We start from the raw sequence: 15,497 nt of genomic DNA, 5'->3' as shown, positions 1-15,497 counted from the left end.
GGCTACCCTGAGCGCGACCACGTACCTGGAGATGATCAGATGACCTATCCCCCACCGTCCGGTGGCTGGCAGGACCCCTTGGCGGCCGGACAGCAGTCGAGCCCGCCGGCCGACCCGATGACGCCGATGGCCGGCAACCCCATCCCGACCCAGCCCACCTCGGCGGACCCGTACGCGTCCCCCGACCCGTACGCCGGCATGAAGTCCGCCGACCCGTACGCGGCGGCCGGTTACCCGCCGGGCGCCTATCCGCAGCCGGGTGCGTACCCGCCCCCAGGTGGCTATCCCGGATACGGGTACCCCTCCGGACCGAAGCAGAACGGCCTGGCCATCGCCGCGATGATCGTTTCGATCATCGGCGCGCTCGGCCTCTGCGGTTACGGCCTCGGCGGCTACATCGGCGTGGTGGGCGCGATCCTCGGCCACGTGTCCCGTAAGCAGATCAGGGAACGCGGCGAGGGCGGCGAGGGCTTCGCCACCGCAGGCATCATCGTCGGCTGGATCTCCACCGTGCTGGCCGTGCTGGCCACCGCAGCCATCGTGATCCTCATTGTCTGGGCGGCCAACCAGGAATCGTCCGGCTACGGCAGCACGACCTACTGAACCCGGCGGGCCGCCCCACGAACTCGGGGCGGCCCGGCGCGCGGTCAGGACGCGGGCGGGGTGAACGTGGAGGTACGGGACATGCCGGCGGCCCGGCCCTTCGCGGCGATCACCAGCGCCATCTTGCGGGACGCCTCGTCGATCATCTCGTCGCCGAGCATCACCGCGCCGAGCTTCCCGCCCGCCTCCGAGGTGTAGTAGTCGTACGCGTCGAGGATCAGCTCGGCGTGGTCGTAGTCGGCCTGCGCCGGCGAGTAGACCTCGTTCGCCGCGTCGATCTGGCCGGGGTGCAGCACCCACTTGCCGTCGAAGCCCAGCGCCGCCGAGCGCTTCGCCACCTCGCGGAACGCGTCCACGTCCCGGATCTGCAGGAACGGACCGTCGATGGCCTGCTTGTCGTGCATCCGCGCGGCCATCAGGATGCGCATGAGGATGTAGTGGTACGGGTCGCCCGGGTAGTCCGGGATCAGCGCGCCGACCACGAGCGACTTCATGTTGATCGAGGCCATGAAGTCGGCCGGCCCGAAGATGATCGTCTCGACCCGGGGCGAGGCGCCCGCGATGGCGTCCACGTTCACCAGCCCGGCCGCGTTCTCGATCTGCGCCTCGATGCCGATCCGGCCCACCTCCAGGCCGAGCGTCTTCTCGATCTGGGTGAGCAGCAGGTCCAGCCAGTGCACCTGCTCGGCGTTCTGCACCTTCGGCAGCATGATGCAGTCCAGGTTCGCCCCGGCGCCCTCGACCACCTCGATGACGTCCCGGTAGGTCCACGGCGTGGTCAGGTCGTTCACCCGGACCACCCGGGTCTTGCCGGCCCAGTCGCCCTCGTTCAGCGTCGCCACGATGTTCTTGCGCGCGTCCGGCTTGGCCAGCGGCGCGACCGCGTCCTCCAGGTCGAGGAAGACCTGGTCGGCGGGGAGGCCCTGGGCCTTGCCGAGCATTTTGACGCTGGAGCCGGGTACCGCCAGGCAGGATCGGCGGGGGCGACCGACAGCGGTCATGGATGCGCTCCTTCCAGCGTCCGGCGCGGGCGCCGGCGCAGCGGTGGATTTCGAGAACTTAACGATCCCAAAGGGCGTGGTGACGCCACGGTAACCTCGTGCCGTGACCGGGGTGAATGGACCTGTGGAAGATCTCACTGAGCGTCGGATCGTGGTGCTGACCGGGGCGAGCTCCGGCATCGGCCTGGCCGCCGCGGAGGAACTGGCGCGCCGCGGCGACCAGGTGGTGCTCGTCGGCCGCGACCCGGCCCGGCTGCGCGCCGCGGGCGAGCGGGTCCGCGAGTGCTGCGGCGAACAGCCGGAGCTGTTCCGCGCCGACTTCGCGGTGCTCGACGACGTACGCGGGCTCGCCGAACGGCTGCGCGAGCGGTACGACCGGATCGACGTGCTCGCCAACAACGCGGGCGCGATCGTGCTGGAACCGATCACCACGGTCGACGGTTTCGAGCTGAGCATGCAGGCCAACCACCTCGCCCCGTTCCTGCTCAGCAACCTGCTGCGAGACCGGATCCGGCGCATGGTGGTCACCGGCTCGGACGCGCACCGCAGCGGAGTGCTCGACCCGGACGACCTCAATTCCGCGCTGCGCTCGTACCGGCCGTTCCGCGCGTACGGCACCAGCAAGCAGGCCAACATCCTGTTCACCGCCGAGGCGGCCCGGCGCTGGCCGGAGGTGCCGGCGCACGTGTTCCACCCCGGCGTGGTGCGTACCCGCTTCGGCAACGAGAGCCGGATCGTGGCGCTGGGCATGCGGCTGCTGCCGTTCCGCAGCCCGGAGAAGGGCGCGGAGACGCTGGTCTGGCTCGCCTGCCAGGATCCGTCCCGGTTGACCGACGGCGGCTACTACGCCGACCGCAAGCCGCACCGGCCCCGGCCCAAGGCGGCCGACCCGGCGCTGGCCGCCCGGCTCTGGACGGCCAGCGCGAAAGCGGTCGGCGTCGAGGCCTGACGACACCGAGGGGACACATGACCGCGAAGCAAGAAGTCCTGCTGGTCGCGCTCGTCGACCTGAGCGCCGACGTGGACGCCGGCCGGCGGTACGAGGACGCGGTGCTGGCGCTGCTCGGCCGGCACGGCGGCCGGTTGGAACGCCGGTTGCGCACCGGGGACGGGGAGACCGAGGTGCACGTCATCCGGTTCGCCGCCCGCGCCGGGCTCGACGCGTTCCTGGTCGACCCGGACCGCGTCGCGCTGCGCGCCGAGCTGGGCGACGCCGCGCCCGTCACCCGCGTGCTCGAGGTACGCGACGTCTGACTCGTCCCTCTTCCCTCACTTCATCACGAAGGGTCACGAAGAACAAGACTTGATCTTGGAGCTGGTGAGGCGCAGGGTCGGGGCATGGACTTCGATCCCCTGGCCACCGCCCGCCGGGCGCTCTGGATCGGCGGCGCGCAGTGGGCCGGCAAGACGACACTCGCGGTCACGTTGGCACTGCGGTACGGGCTGACCGCGTACCTCTACGACCGCCACGACGCGCGCGGGCACGACGACCGGCGGATCGCCGACCGGATCCGCCGGGGCGAGCCACCGGACGGCCCGGACGCGGAGGCGACCTGGGTGACGACGGACCCCGGGCGGATGGCAGCCGAGACCCTCACCGGGTTTCCGCGCCGCTTCGAGTGGGTGCTGGACGACCTGAGCGCGCTGGTGAGCGGCCGCCGGGTGGTCGCCGAGGGCTGGGGGCTGAGGCCCGAACTGGTCGCCCCGGTCGTCGAGTCGACCCGGCAGATGGTGGTGCTGGTGCCGACGCCGGAGTTCCGCGCGTACCAGTTGGAACGGCTGCCGCGGGCGACGGCCCGCCACCCCGGTGTGAGTGACCCGGAGCGGGCGTGGCGTCATCGGATCGCGCGCGACGAGCTGGTCGCCGCCGACGCGGTCGCCGCCGCCCGGGCGCTCGGGGTACGCGTGATCGAGGTCGACCGCGACCGGGACGCCGAGGCGGTCGCCGCGCTGGTCGCGGACCACTTCGCCGGATACCTCTGAGCGTCACCGCGACACGTGCACCGGGACGCTCGTGACCACCACGCCGGGCAGCGCGCGCAACGCGACCCGTAGCCGCTGCTCGGCGCGGCTGTGCAGCAGCCGGTACCGCCGCCGGCGCAGCACCACCTCCGGCACGATCACGGTGAGCGTCAGGTCCGGGCTCGCGGCGTGCAGCGCCTCCAGGTAGTGCGCCAGCGGCCCGATCACCGACCGGTACGGCGACACGATCGTCTCCAGTCGCAGGTGGTCTCCCCAGGCCCGCCACTGTTCCCGGAACCGGTCCGCCTCGGCTTCCTCGGGAGCGAGGTGCACGGCGAGCGTCGGCCGCCCGAGTGACGTCGCGTACGCCAGCGCGCGCAGCGACGCCCGGTTCAGCCGGGCCACCGGCACGACCACCAGGTGGCGTACCTGCTGGGGCAGTTCGTCGCACTCGGCGGGCGGCGCGGACGGCGGCGGGTGCAGCGCCAGCGCGTGGTGCAGCCGGGCGTAGTGCCCGTGGATCCGGCGGAACAGCAGCACCAGCAGCGGCACGGCGAGCACCACCACCCATGCGCCCTCGGTGAACTTGGCGACCGCCGCGGTCAGCAGCACCAGCCCGGAGAGTGTCGCGCCGACCGCGTTGACCGCGAGCCGGCGGCGCCATCCCGGCCCACCGTGGCGCCGCCAGTGCACCACCATCCCGGTCTGGGACAGCGTGAAGGCGAGGAACACGCCGACCGCATAGAGCGGGATCAGCCGCTCGGTGTGCCCGCCGAACGCCACGAACACCACCGCGGCGGTCAGCGCCAGCGCCACCAGCCCGTTGCTGAACGCCAGCCGGTCGCCCATGTGCAGGAACCGGCGCGGCGCGTGCCCGTCCCGGGCCATGAAGAACAGCAGCCGGGGGAAGTCGTTGAACGCCGTGTTCGCGGCCAGCAGCAGGATCAACGCGGTGGTGGCCTGGAGGATCGCGTACCAGGGCCCGCTCGGGAACGTCATCCGGCCCAGCTGGGACAGCAGCGTCTCGTCGGCCCGGGGCACCAGGCCGTCGAGGTGGATCAGCCCGACCAGGCCGGCGAAGAGCGTGACCAGCATGGCGACCATCCAGCCGAGCGTGGTGCGGGCGTTGCGCCACTCGGTCGGCCGGAACGCGGGCACCGCGTTCGAGACCGCCTCGATGCCGGTCATGGACACCGCGCCGGAGGAGAACGCCCGCAGCACCAGCAGCAGCCCCAGGCCCTCGGCGGCGGGCACCGACGGCGGCGGCACTGGCGCGAAACCCCGCGAGGCGGCCTTGGCGTACCCCACCGCCAGCACCGCGACCAGCACCACCACGAACGCGTACGTGGGCAGCACGAAGATGTTCCCGGCGGTGCGTACGCCGCGCAGGTTGCCGGCGAGCAGCAGGGCGATCACCAGCACCCCGAGCGGCACCGCCCACGAGCTGAGACCTGGTAGCGCCGAGGTGACCGCGTGCACCCCGGCGGCCACCGACACCGACACGGTCAGCACGTAGTCGAGCATCAGCCCGGCCGCGGCGGCGAGTCCCGGCGTACGACCGAGGTTGTCCCCCGCGACGATGTAGGAGCCGGCGCCGTGCGGATAGGCCGGAATGGTCTGCCGGTAGGAGAGGCCGACCGCGACCATCAGCACCACCAGCACCGCTGCGAGCGGCAGGGCCAGCCCGAGCGCGGCGCTCCCGGCCAGCACCAGCACCACGAGCATCGCCTCCGGCCCGTACGCCACGGAGCTGAGCAGGTCCGAGGAGAGCACCGGCAGCGCGACCAGCTTGCGCATCCGCTCGTACAGCACCGATGCGCTGGACAGCGGCGGTCCGAGCAGGGCCCGGCGTAACCGGGTGGCCGCCCGGCCGGCCCGGTCGCCGGGCAGGTCGGCCGCACCGGTGGCGACCAGCTCGTCCGGCTGCGCCACTGTGAACATGTCGATCGGTGCCAGCCGGCCGAATCGGGTGGGCGCCGGGTGGTGGTCGTGCCGCCCCAGCGTCGGGTCGACCGGCAGGTCGTCGGCGCGGCGCGGGCCGCGCCAGCGCTCACCGATCCGGCCGAGCGCCGCCCGTTCCTCGTCGCCGAGCGGCGGGAACTCGGCCGAGGGCGTGACGACGGTCCCCGCCTCCGCCGCTTCGTCCCGGTCCGCCCCCACCCTGAGCACTTTCGTGCAAACCGGACGGCCCGGTGGCCGGAACGGCGCGACTTCGCCCCGACCGGCGCGGCGGCCCGCTCGTGCTCGGTGGCCGCGCTCAGGCGCGAGGGCCGCGTCGTTCAGTCGCCGAGCGGTGTCGGGTCGGCCGGTGCCGCGACCGGCGCGGCCCGACGGCCGGCCCGTGCTCCGCCGAGCACCACCACTGCCACGCCGGCCAGCAGCAGCGCCAGGCCCGGCAGCGCCAGCGGCCGGGGCAACTGCCCCAGCCACACCCAGCCGATCAGCGCCGCGCCCGGCGCCTCCAGCAGGATCAGCACGCTGACCGTGGTCGCGGAGACCCGGTTCAGGGCGTAGTTGAACATCGAGTGGCCGAGCAGTTGGGCGCCCGCCACCAGGCCGAGGATCGCCAGCCAGGTCGCGCCGTCGAAGCCGTGCAGGCGTACCCCGCCGGCCAGGCACACCACGAGCAGGATCGCCGCGCAGACGCCGTAGCAGACGGTGGTGTAGGTGGTGGTGCTGATCGTGGCCCGGGCCCGCTCGCCGAAGGCGGTGTAGACGGCCGCGAACAGGCCGCCGACCACCGCCAGCAGGTCACCGGCGAACGCCCGGCCGGAGACGCCGAAGTCGGCGCCGGTGGCGAGCACCGCGCCGAGCACCGCCACCGTGATGCCCGCCCACACCGCCCCCGGCAGCCGCCGTCCCTGCCCGCGGGCGATCAGCCCCTGCCACACCGGCTGCGTCGCGCCGAGCGCGGTCGCGGCCGCGACCGAGGTGAGCTGCGCGCTCGGCATCCAGGTGGCGAAGTGGGCGGCCAGGGCGACCCCGGAGAGTACGCAGTAGAGCCCCTCCCGCCGGCCCGGCCCGGCCGTGAGCGCGCGGAGTTCGGCGCGCCGGCGGATCAGGGCGACAGGGCCGAGGACCGCCACCGACAACGCGGTACGCCAGAACGCCACCGCCAGCGCCGACGCGGCGGCGAACGCCACGAGCGGCGCCGAGGACGAGACCGAGGCGACGGCCAGGGCGAGCGCGCCCACCGTCAGCGCGTCGAGCGGCGGGCGATGCGGAACGGTCGGCACGAACGGTAATCCTCACACGAACACCCGACCGACACGGAAAGTCAGCACTCCGCTACGATCAGGCGCGTCCCGGCGATCCCCCCTCGACGTCCGGAGGCGTTCCCTCATGCCCAGGTTCCAGGCGGTGCTGTTCGACTTCTTCGGCACCCTCACCCACGGCGTACGGCGCAGCTCCGCCCACCGGATGACCGCCGAGCTGCTCGGCTGCCCGGAGGACATCCTCACCGCGGTCCTCGACCGGACCTTCTACCAGCGGGCCAGCGGCCGGCACGGCACCGCTGAGACGACTCTTCGCTGGGTCTGCGCGCAGGCTGGCGTACATCCCTCGGACGCCGCCGTGCGCGCGGCGGTGGCCGCCCGGCACCGGGCCGTCCGCGCCGACACCCGGTTGCGCGAGGAGGCGGTCCCGGCCCTCGCCGAGTTGCGTCGGCGGGGCGTACGCACCGGGGTGATCAGCGACTGCACCCACGAACTGCCGGCGTTGCTGCCACGGCTGGCGGTCGCCCCGCTGCTCGACGTGAGGGTCTACTCCGTCCAGCTCGGTCGCTGCAAGCCCGACCCGGCGCTCTACCTGGTCGCCTGTCACCGCCTCGACGTCCACCCGCAGAACTGCCTCTACGTCGGTGACGGTGGCAGCCGGGAACTCAGCGGCGCGCAGCGGGCCGGGATGACCGCCGTCCGGCTGGCCGCCCCCGACCTGGCCGATCACCTGGTCTTCGACGCCGAGCGGGACTGGGACGGGCCGGTCGTCGGGTCGCTCAGCGAAGTGGTCGACCTGGTCGACGCCGTGCCGGCGCCCTGCTGAACCGACCGGCCCTCCCGGCGCGCCGCGGCGAGCCGACCCGGCTGCCCTCCCGAGCGTCCCGGCGGACCGGCCCGGCGGCATTCCCGGTGCGGACCGGCCCGGCGGCGTTCCCGGTGCATCTCGGCGGACCGGCCGGCGGTGGGGTCGGCGGGTCAGCGGCGGCGGACCCGGTGCAGGCGGAACGGTTTGCGGGTTGCCCGGACGACGGTGGCGCCGCGCGGCTTCTCGGCGAGCGAGGCGTCCGGCAGCGCGTCGCCGGCGTCCGGCGTGCCGGCCGGAAGGAGGCGGTTCAGCGCGCAGCCGTCGGCGGCCCAGCGGGCGACCAGGTCCGCCGTCGGTCCGGGCGCGTTGAGTCGCTTGGCGGCCACCAGCGGGGCAGAGGTATCCCACTCTTCGGTGCCCGGGGCCAGTCGGACCACCCGCGCCGGCCAGGTCACGATCCGCCCGCCGTGGTCGCCGCGCAGCGTCACCCGGGCCTCGGCGGCGTCGGTCAGCCCCGGCGCGGACTGCTCGCCCGGCCCGCTGACCACGAAGAGCGACCCCTCCAGCGGTACGCACCACAGCGCCACCGCCGGGCCGTCGCCGACGCTCACCCAGCAGACCGCTGCCTTCTTCATCGCCTCGTCGACCAGCGGCGTCGACACGAGGGCGTCCACCTCGTCCGTCACACCACCATCCTCTCGCAGCAGAGTGGCCTGGCGCCCAGGGCCTCTTGCTCCACCGAGGATTGTATGGCGGTTCACCGAGGCTTGGCGCTCGGATGGGCGGGCATCTTGCCAACCGGGAGCCCGACCGAGGATAATTAGCTCGGCTTCGATTGAACAGAAAACCACGTTCAGTCAGGACGAGCTTTTCCACGGGGGTAGTACACATGAGATCGCTTTCCATGAGAAGAGCCTCGCGGTATCGACTGCAACCTCTGCTGCGAGTTCGCGCGCCGATCGCACGGCACGACTCGGATTTGTAGTGAGTTTCGGCCCATCACCTTAATTTTCAGGCACGTTCGGGCGATACGCGTTTCTGCCATCTTGGTGACCACGTTGCCGAGGCAACACGTCGAACGCGTCGTAGCGCATCCTGCGCCTTGGCACGTCATGCCGAGTTACCGCATGGCGTATCCACCGGAGCCCACAGTGAGCGAAACGCAATTGCGCCCACAAGACCTGCGGCAATCCTGCCCCTAGCGATTGGCATGCGACTGGTGAACGGGACCGTCGACATCCGCGCCCTCGGCCATATAGAGGCTTATCAAGCGGGGGCACCTGTGCACATCGGGCCGCCCAAACAACGGTTGATACTGGCACTCCTGCTCAACAAAATGCCTCAAATCGTCACCATGGACAGTCTCATCCACTCCGTGTGGGGGGACACGCCGCCAGCATCCGCGCCGCACAACATCCATCTGTACATCCACCGCATCCGCCGAGCACTCGGCAAGGACCGGGTTTTGACCTGCGTCGGTCTCGGCTACAAGTTGGCGGCCTCGCGTAGCGAGATCGACATCTACCGGTTCACCGACAGGGTCACCTCGGCGCAAAACGCGATGAAGGCGGCCGAGTGGACGAAGGCGGCCAGAGTCATTCGAGAAGCGTTGGCCGAGTGGCGAGGGTCGCCGTTCGCGGAGTTCCACGATCAAGGCGTATTCAGGGACGAAGCGTTCCGACTTTCCGAGATTCGGCTCCAAGCGCTGGAGAACCAGGTTGAGATCGACTTGGCGCTCGGTGACTGCCAACACCTGGTAGGCACACTCCGTCCACTGGTCGCCTCGCATCCCTACCGGGAGAAGTTCCACGAGCAACTCGCCCGCGCCCTCTACCAACTCGGTCGTCCGCTCGAAGCGTTGGACGTGTGCCGGGAGGCGAGCAAGACGTTCGGCGAGGATCTAGGGATCGAGCCCGGATTTCGTATACGCGAGCTGGAACGAGCAATCCTCGGCAACAGACTCGACACCCCCGAGTAAATCGCGCCTCCCTGGTGCCACGATCCAGACAGGCTGCGAAGGCCAGGAACCGTGGCACCAGGGCGGAAGAGTCGCGGTGTGGCCACGAGGCTTCGCGCGATGGAGCGACTAATGCCGCCAATCAGGGGAAGGACACGGCGACCAACCGCGGATACAACTTCCGCACACCGCCGTAAACGCAGTCGAGTAGAGTCTCGTACCGACCTTCAGGGACCGATCGCGTGAGGTCGGCAGGATTCTTCTCGCCGCCCTTGAGCATGATCGCCTTTGCGGTAAGGCATGTTCGCACCTCAGCCATCAGATCCGGCGCCATACGCGATTTGTTTGTAGCATTGAAGCCCTTCTGCACATTGTCCAGATGGGCCTCTCGGCACCTGTGATAAACCTTGCTGCTCGCCTCGCCCGACATACCCGGCGACTTGTAGCGAAGAATCATCCCCTCGTGATCGATGGGGTCCCAACCGTCGTTGATCAGATCGACACCGGACTTGGCCATACAGCTTGCCATTTGGCTCACCGCCGCCTCATACTCCCGTTCGGTGATCTGCGGCGAACCCTGATCCTTTTCGCTGGAAGTACTGACGCTCGGCCTGATCTCGTCGTCATCGACGGCCTGCTGGCCGGTGCCCGGGTTCGAGCAACCGGCCAGCAGGACGAGCAGCATGACGGAGATGGGGCCAACCCGATCGTTAAGCGCCACCATAGCCGCCTTGCGGTTGTCAGTGGGACTGCACGTAGCTCTCGCTGGACTGACTCTTGTGCCACGCGTGCGTCATGCCGTAGTCGACGTCGCTGATGCTGACACCAGGGAGGGCGTGGTTCTCGTAGTAGCTGCCGTCGTCGAACTGCACCTTCAGCCAGGCGTGGCCGGAGCAACTGCCGCTGTCCTTCCGCGTCCACGCGTAGCTGTGGTAGGTAGAGAATCCGCCCGTGTATACACAACCGCTGCGGCTCTTGTAGTAGGAGCCGGAATGGGCCGAGGCCGACTGGGGGGCCGTCACGGCAACCAAACCGGTCACCGCTAGCGCAATCCCCGCACCCTTGACGATTTTCCTGACGCTACCCATAACTCACCCTTCCATTCGCCCTGGAGGTGTGCGGATGGACTGGCCAGCCGCCACCAAAATGCCGCCCGTCCTGTCGAAGTCACCCGGAACGAGCGCGTGCCGAGATCATGGCAGGCGTAGCTATATGCCCTCTATATTCACTCGTATATGGGTAGCCGTAGCCCCAACATCACATGGAACGAGGTCGCTCTCCGGCGCAGCCGTCAGATCGGCGGTTCCTCAAGCTCAACCGATGAACGGGGGGACGGTGATCTCGCCCCGGGCCACCGGCATGACCTGGCCGGACACGGTCGCGCCCACCGCCAGTCCGCCGGACGCGGTCACCGTGCAGTCGAGCGTCGACGGGCGGTTGATCTCGATGCCCTGCCGGACCGTGTACGTGGAGCGTCCGTCGCCGGGGAGCAGGCCGCTCGCGACCAGCCACACGCCCAGCCCCAGGGCGGCCGAACCGGTCGCCGGGTCCTCCGGTACGCCGAGCCCCGGCACGAAGACCCGGGCGTGCGCGGTTTGCGAACCGGGCTCCCAGGAGAAGAGGCTGACGTGCTCCACGCCGTATCGCTCCGCCGCCGTCGTGTTCAACCGAGCCCGGGCCACCGCGTCCGGGCGTACCGGAAGATAGGGGAATTCGAGGCCGCACCCGGCGACCCGCGGTGGCGGGCCGACGTGGTCGGGGCCGGTGAGGCCGACCATCTCCAGCAGCGGCTCCGGGTCGAGTTCGGGGCCCAGCGTGGGCGTGCCGCCGGTGAGCGTCGCGCCGGTGGCGGTCACCTCGATCGGCAGGACGCCGGCGCCGCACTCCTGGGTGACCCGGCCCGCGCCGAAGACGCCGCGCCGGCTCGCGGTCACCGCGGCGCCGACGCTCGGGTGCCCGGCGAAGGGCAGCTCGTCGGCCGGGGTGAAGATCCGGGCCCGGTAGGTGGCGCCCACCTGAGTCGGCGGCAGCACGAAGACCGTCTCGGACAGGTTGAACTCCAGCGCGAGCGCCTGCATCTGCTCGGTGGCCAGCCCTTCCGCGCCGAACACCACGGCCAGCGGGTTGCCGGCGAAGGGGCGGTCGGTGAAGACGTCCACGATCTCGTAGCCCAAGGTCGACATGTTGTTAGAGACTAGGCCCTTAGGCTGGTGGCCGTGAGCACGCCGAACCGGGTCTACCTCGCTCGACTCGCCGGAGTCGCCGTTTTCGACCCGAACGGCGACCAGGTCGGCCGCGTCCGCGACGCGGTGGCCCGGATGCGCGCGACCCAGCGACCGCCGGAGGTGGTCGGCCTGGTCGCCGAGATGCCGATGCGGCGGCGCATCTTCCTGTCCATCAACCGGATCACCTCCATCGATCCGGACGGTGTGGTGCTCGGCAGCGGCACGCTCAATCTGCGCCGGTTCGAGAAGCGCCCGAACGAGCTGCTGGTGCTCCAGGAGCTGCTCGACCGGCGGGTCCAGCTCGACAGCGGGCACGCCGGCTCGGTGGTGGACGTGGCGATGGAGTGCAGCCGCGGCGGCGAGTGGGCGCTGAGCCGGGTCGCCGTCCGCGAACACACCGGCCGGCTCACCCGCCGCGGCCACCTCCACCAGGTCGACTGGGACCGGGTCCACGGTCTGGGCGCGGTCGGCGACAACCGGGGTACGGCGAACCTGCTCGCCGTCCTGGAGGACATGCGCCCGGCCGACCTCGCCAACGCCCTCCAGGATCTGCCCGACGCCCGGCGCAACGAGGTGGCCGCCGCGCTCGACGACGAACGCCTGGCCGACGTGCTCAGCGAGCTGCCCGAGCACGACCAGGTGGAGATCCTGGCCGCGCTGGACCGGCAACGCGCCGCCGACGTGCTGGAGGAGATGGAGCCGGACGACGCGGCCGACCTGCTGAACGAGCTGCCGCCGCCGGAGCAGGACGTGCTGCTGGACCTGATGGAGCCGGACGAGGCCGACCCGGTACGCCAGTTGCTGCGCTACGCCTCCGGCACCGCCGGCAGCGTGATGACCTCGGAGCCGGTGATCCTGCCGCCGGACGCCACGGTGGCCGAGGCGCTGGCCCGGATCCGGGAGCCGCAGCTCTCGCCCGCGGTGGCCGCCCAGGTCTTCGTGACCCGCGCCCCACTGACCACGCCCACCGGCCGCTACCTGGGTATGGTGCATTTCCAGCGGCTGCTCCGGGAACCTCCGGCCGATCTGCTCGGCGGCATCGTGGTCAATGACATCGACCCGTTGCGGACGTCGACGCCGCTGCCCGAGATCACCCGCCGCATGGCGACGTACGACATGGTCAGCATGCCGGTGGTGGACCGGAACAACCGCCTGGTCGGCGCGGTGACCGTGGACGACGTGCTCGACCACTCCCTGCCGCGGGACTGGCGGGACCGGGACGCGGTATCCCCCTCGTCCGCCACCCACGACGGCATCCTGGACGGCGACGATGAGTGATCAGCGACGGGGCGAGCGGTTGGACCAGCCGCGCACCCCGCGGAACCTGCGCCTGCGCCGGGTCGACGCGGAGACGTTCGGCCGCTGGGCCGAGGGCATCGCCCGGGGCATGGGTACGGCGAACTTCCTCGTCTACATGACGCTGATCCTGGTGGCCTGGTTCCTGTGGAACACGCTGGCGCCGGCGAGTCTGCGCTTCGACCCGTACACCTTCACGTTCCTGACCCTGATCCTGTCGTTGCAGGCGTCGTACGCGGCGCCGCTGATCCTGCTCGCGCAGAACCGGCAGGCGGACCGGGACCGGATCGCGCTGGACGAGGACCGGCGACGGGCCACCCTCCAGAAGGCCGACACGGAGTACCTGGCGCGGGAGATCGCCGCGTTGCGGATCGCGATGGGTGAGGTGGCGACGCGGGACTTCCTGCGCTCGGAGCTGACCCGGCTGGGTGAGGAACTGGACGAGGCCGCCGAGCGGCGGCGGAAGCTGGAGCGGCGGCAGCAGGAGCGCGAGGGCCGCCGGACGGGCGGCGGAGAGCGGCTGGACGAGCTGGACGGCGACTACGTGCGGGACGGTCGCTACGAGGGCTGACCCGGCCATCGAATCGCTCACACCGCCCCCGCCAGCGGCGGTGGCCGATGACCCGCGACGTAGCATTGCGGGCATGTCAGCACCCGTCAGCACCGTCTCCGACGCGATCCAGGCCGCCCTGGCCACCGTCAACGACCCGGAGATCCGCCGGCCGATCACCGAACTCGGCATGGTCCAGTCCGCCGAGCGCGACGAGGACGGCGTGGTCCGGGTGGAGCTGCTGCTCACCGTGGCCGGCTGTCCGCTGAAGGACAAGCTGCGCAGTGACATCACCGCCGCCGTGGGCGCGGTACCCGGCGTGAGCGGTGTCGAGATCATCTTCGGTGTGATGAGCCCGGAGCAGCGCCAGGAGCTGCAGTCGAAGCTGCGCGGTGGCGGTGCCACCGCCGAGCCGGTGATCCCGTTCGCCCAGCCGGGCTCGCGGACCCGGGTCTACGCGGTCGCCAGCGGCAAGGGCGGTGTCGGCAAGTCCAGCGTCACCGTCAACCTGGCCGCCGCGCTGGCCTCGCGTGGCCTGTCGGTGGGTGTGGTGGACGCGGACATCTACGGCCACTCGGTGCCCCGGATGCTCGGCGCCGACGGCGCGCCGACCCGCGTCGAAGACATGATCATGCCGCCGCAGTCGCACGGCGTGAAGGTCATCTCGATCGGCATGTTCACCCCCGGCAACGCCGCAGTGGTCTGGCGCGGGCCGATGCTGCACCGGGCGCTTCAGCAGTTCCTCGCCGACGTCTACTGGGGTGACCTGGACGTCCTCCTGCTCGACCTGCCGCCGGGCACCGGCGACATCGCGATCTCGGTGGCCCAGTTGCTGCCGAACGCGGAGATCCTGGTCGTCACCACGCCGCAGGCGGCCGCCGCCGAGGTGGCCGAGCGGGCCGGCGCGATCTCGTTGCAGACCCACCAGCGAGTGGTCGGCGTGATCGAGAACATGTCCTGGCTGGAGATGCCGGACGGCTCCCGGATGGAGGTCTTCGGGGCCGGCGGCGGCGCGGCGGTGGCCGAGTCGCTGACCCGCACGATCGGCGCGCAGGTGCCGGTGCTGGGGCAGATCCCGCTGGACACCCGGGTGCGCGAGGGCGGCGACGCCGGTCAGCCGATCGTGCTGGCGCAGCCGGACGCCCCGGCTGCGAAGGCCCTGTTCCAGGTCGCCGACCGCCTGGCCGTCCGCCGCGAGTCGCTCCTCGGCAAGCCCCTCGGCCTCAAGCCGGCAGGCCGCTAGCGCTCACCCACCGCTCCCCACCGCCCCTCCCGCCCCGCGCGGGCGGGGCGGTCCCCTTTCCAGGCGTCGATCATGAGGTTGACGGTCGCCGGACCGGCGTGTCGCGCCGTCAACTTCATGATCGACGGCGAGACCGGCGGGAGAGGGCGGCGTCAGGTGGCGTCGTCGTAGGACGGGCGGGGGGCCGGCGGGGTCGGGGTGGGGGTGGGGGTGCTGGTGGCCACGCTGGGGGTGCGCAGGTCGGCGGCCCTGGCCACGTCCTTCAGCTCGTCGTGCACGCCTGTGACGTCCGAGCGCAGGTTGTCGTACATGCTCTGGAGCGGCTTGCGGATCGCCTGCTCGTCGTCCTCGCTCAGCAGGTGCTTGCGGATGAACGCCTTGGGGTGCAGATCCTCCAGCTGGATGTCCGTGCCCAGCTCGCGGCTCAGGTCGCCGGTGGCGTTGCGCGCCATGTTGCGCAGGTTGCGGACCATCCGGAGGCCGTCGCTGATCACGTTCGGCAGCCGATCGCCGAAGATCAACAGCGCCAGGAGCAGCAGGACGCCGATCTCCCACCAGTTCAGGTTCTCGAACACTCCGGCCTCCTCGTCCGTGTCAGGGCAAGACTACGCACGTCAGGTGCCCGTCGGGGAGGGGG

The 15,497-nt window shown here is 71.1% G+C and carries 17 protein-coding genes; 9 read left to right on the top strand and 8 right to left on the bottom strand.

Annotated elements, in window-relative coordinates; genetic code table 11:
- The first annotated feature begins 39 nt into the window (after nt 1-39).
- On the top strand, nt 40-603 hold the full coding sequence (locus GA0070562_RS04295; protein ID WP_091415098.1) for a DUF4190 domain-containing protein: 564 nt from the start codon (nt 40-42) through the stop codon (nt 601-603).
- A gap of 44 nt (nt 604-647) precedes the next feature.
- Here GA0070562_RS04295 and GA0070562_RS04290 read toward each other — a convergent pair whose 3' ends face one another.
- Complete coding sequence (locus GA0070562_RS04290) at nt 648-1,604, bottom strand: HpcH/HpaI aldolase/citrate lyase family protein (protein WP_091415094.1); 957 nt, start codon at nt 1,602-1,604, stop codon at nt 648-650.
- Nucleotides 1,605-1,728: 124 nt separating this feature from the next.
- Here GA0070562_RS04290 and GA0070562_RS04285 point away from each other — a divergent pair, with 124 nt between their 5' ends.
- The 3 genes from GA0070562_RS04285 to GA0070562_RS30585 all read left to right on the top strand — a co-directional run bounded on the left by GA0070562_RS04285 (nt 1,729) and on the right by GA0070562_RS30585 (nt 3,587).
- Nucleotides 1,729-2,553, top strand: coding sequence for an SDR family NAD(P)-dependent oxidoreductase (locus tag GA0070562_RS04285; protein WP_175438608.1), 825 nt, complete (start codon nt 1,729-1,731; stop codon nt 2,551-2,553).
- Between the two features lie 17 nt (nt 2,554-2,570).
- Nucleotides 2,571-2,858, top strand: a complete 288-nt coding sequence (locus tag GA0070562_RS04280) for a hypothetical protein (protein ID WP_091415088.1) — start codon at nt 2,571-2,573, stop codon at nt 2,856-2,858.
- An 84-nt stretch (nt 2,859-2,942) separates the two neighbouring features.
- On the top strand, nt 2,943-3,587 hold the full coding sequence (locus GA0070562_RS30585) for a hypothetical protein (RefSeq protein ID WP_091415084.1): 645 nt from the start codon (nt 2,943-2,945) through the stop codon (nt 3,585-3,587).
- 3 nt (nt 3,588-3,590) lie between these two features.
- On the opposite strand, the gene GA0070562_RS30860 is transcribed toward GA0070562_RS30585, so the two are convergent.
- Together GA0070562_RS30860 and GA0070562_RS04265 are read right to left on the bottom strand one after the other, a co-directional pair.
- Nucleotides 3,591-5,726 carry an APC family permease gene (locus GA0070562_RS30860; RefSeq protein ID WP_276526472.1) on the bottom strand — a complete coding sequence of 712 codons (2,136 nt, stop codon included), beginning with the start codon at nt 5,724-5,726 and terminating at the stop codon, nt 3,591-3,593.
- Between the two features lie 119 nt (nt 5,727-5,845).
- The gene (locus GA0070562_RS04265; RefSeq protein ID WP_091415078.1) at nt 5,846-6,802 is read right to left on the bottom strand and encodes a DMT family transporter; all 957 of its coding nucleotides are present in this window, start codon (nt 6,800-6,802) and stop codon (nt 5,846-5,848) included.
- Nucleotides 6,803-6,908: 106 nt separating this feature from the next.
- Between GA0070562_RS04265 and GA0070562_RS04260 the strand changes: the two genes are divergently transcribed.
- On the top strand, nt 6,909-7,607 hold the full coding sequence (locus GA0070562_RS04260; protein ID WP_091415075.1) for an HAD family hydrolase: 699 nt from the start codon (nt 6,909-6,911) through the stop codon (nt 7,605-7,607).
- Nucleotides 7,608-7,759: 152 nt separating this feature from the next.
- On the opposite strand, the gene GA0070562_RS04255 is transcribed toward GA0070562_RS04260, so the two are convergent.
- Nucleotides 7,760-8,224 (bottom strand): hypothetical protein, encoded by a 465-nt coding sequence (locus tag GA0070562_RS04255; protein WP_175438642.1) that lies wholly within the window; start codon nt 8,222-8,224, stop codon nt 7,760-7,762.
- Between the two features lie 584 nt (nt 8,225-8,808).
- Between GA0070562_RS04255 and GA0070562_RS04250 the strand changes: the two genes are divergently transcribed.
- On the top strand, nt 8,809-9,567 hold the full coding sequence (locus tag GA0070562_RS04250) for an AfsR/SARP family transcriptional regulator (protein ID WP_175438607.1): 759 nt from the start codon (nt 8,809-8,811) through the stop codon (nt 9,565-9,567).
- A gap of 121 nt (nt 9,568-9,688) precedes the next feature.
- Here the strand turns inward: GA0070562_RS04250 and GA0070562_RS04245 are convergent, their stop codons facing one another.
- From GA0070562_RS04245 to GA0070562_RS04235, 3 genes are all read right to left on the bottom strand, one after another.
- The gene (locus tag GA0070562_RS04245) at nt 9,689-10,231 is read right to left on the bottom strand and encodes a hypothetical protein (protein WP_139135425.1); all 543 of its coding nucleotides are present in this window, start codon (nt 10,229-10,231) and stop codon (nt 9,689-9,691) included.
- 55 nt (nt 10,232-10,286) lie between these two features.
- Nucleotides 10,287-10,634, bottom strand: coding sequence for a hypothetical protein (locus GA0070562_RS04240; protein ID WP_091415062.1), 348 nt, complete (start codon nt 10,632-10,634; stop codon nt 10,287-10,289).
- A gap of 225 nt (nt 10,635-10,859) precedes the next feature.
- Complete coding sequence (locus tag GA0070562_RS04235; RefSeq protein WP_091415058.1) at nt 10,860-11,729, bottom strand: PhzF family phenazine biosynthesis protein; 870 nt, start codon at nt 11,727-11,729, stop codon at nt 10,860-10,862.
- A gap of 33 nt (nt 11,730-11,762) precedes the next feature.
- On the opposite strand from GA0070562_RS04235, the gene GA0070562_RS04230 reads away from it, so the two are divergent.
- From GA0070562_RS04230 to GA0070562_RS04220, 3 genes are all read left to right on the top strand, one after another.
- Nucleotides 11,763-13,049: a magnesium transporter MgtE N-terminal domain-containing protein gene (locus GA0070562_RS04230; RefSeq protein ID WP_091416178.1), complete on the top strand. Its 1,287-nt coding sequence runs from the start codon at nt 11,763-11,765 to the stop codon at nt 13,047-13,049.
- Complete coding sequence (locus GA0070562_RS04225; RefSeq protein WP_091415055.1) at nt 13,042-13,638, top strand: DUF1003 domain-containing protein; 597 nt, start codon at nt 13,042-13,044, stop codon at nt 13,636-13,638. Before GA0070562_RS04230 ends, GA0070562_RS04225 begins: the two co-directional genes overlap by 8 nt.
- Before the next feature lie 73 nt (nt 13,639-13,711).
- Nucleotides 13,712-14,860 carry an Mrp/NBP35 family ATP-binding protein gene (locus GA0070562_RS04220; protein WP_091415052.1) on the top strand — a complete coding sequence of 383 codons (1,149 nt, stop codon included), beginning with the start codon at nt 13,712-13,714 and terminating at the stop codon, nt 14,858-14,860.
- Nucleotides 14,861-15,012: 152 nt separating this feature from the next.
- Here GA0070562_RS04220 and GA0070562_RS04215 read toward each other — a convergent pair whose 3' ends face one another.
- Nucleotides 15,013-15,435, bottom strand: a complete 423-nt coding sequence (locus GA0070562_RS04215; RefSeq protein WP_091415048.1) for a twin-arginine translocase TatA/TatE family subunit — start codon at nt 15,433-15,435, stop codon at nt 15,013-15,015.
- Nucleotides 15,436-15,497: the final 62 nt, after the last annotated feature.

Source organism: Micromonospora tulbaghiae (assembly GCF_900091605.1).
In the GTDB taxonomy this organism is placed as follows: domain Bacteria; phylum Actinomycetota; class Actinomycetes; order Mycobacteriales; family Micromonosporaceae; genus Micromonospora; species Micromonospora tulbaghiae.
This window is presented reverse-complemented; position numbering and strand designations above follow the sequence as displayed.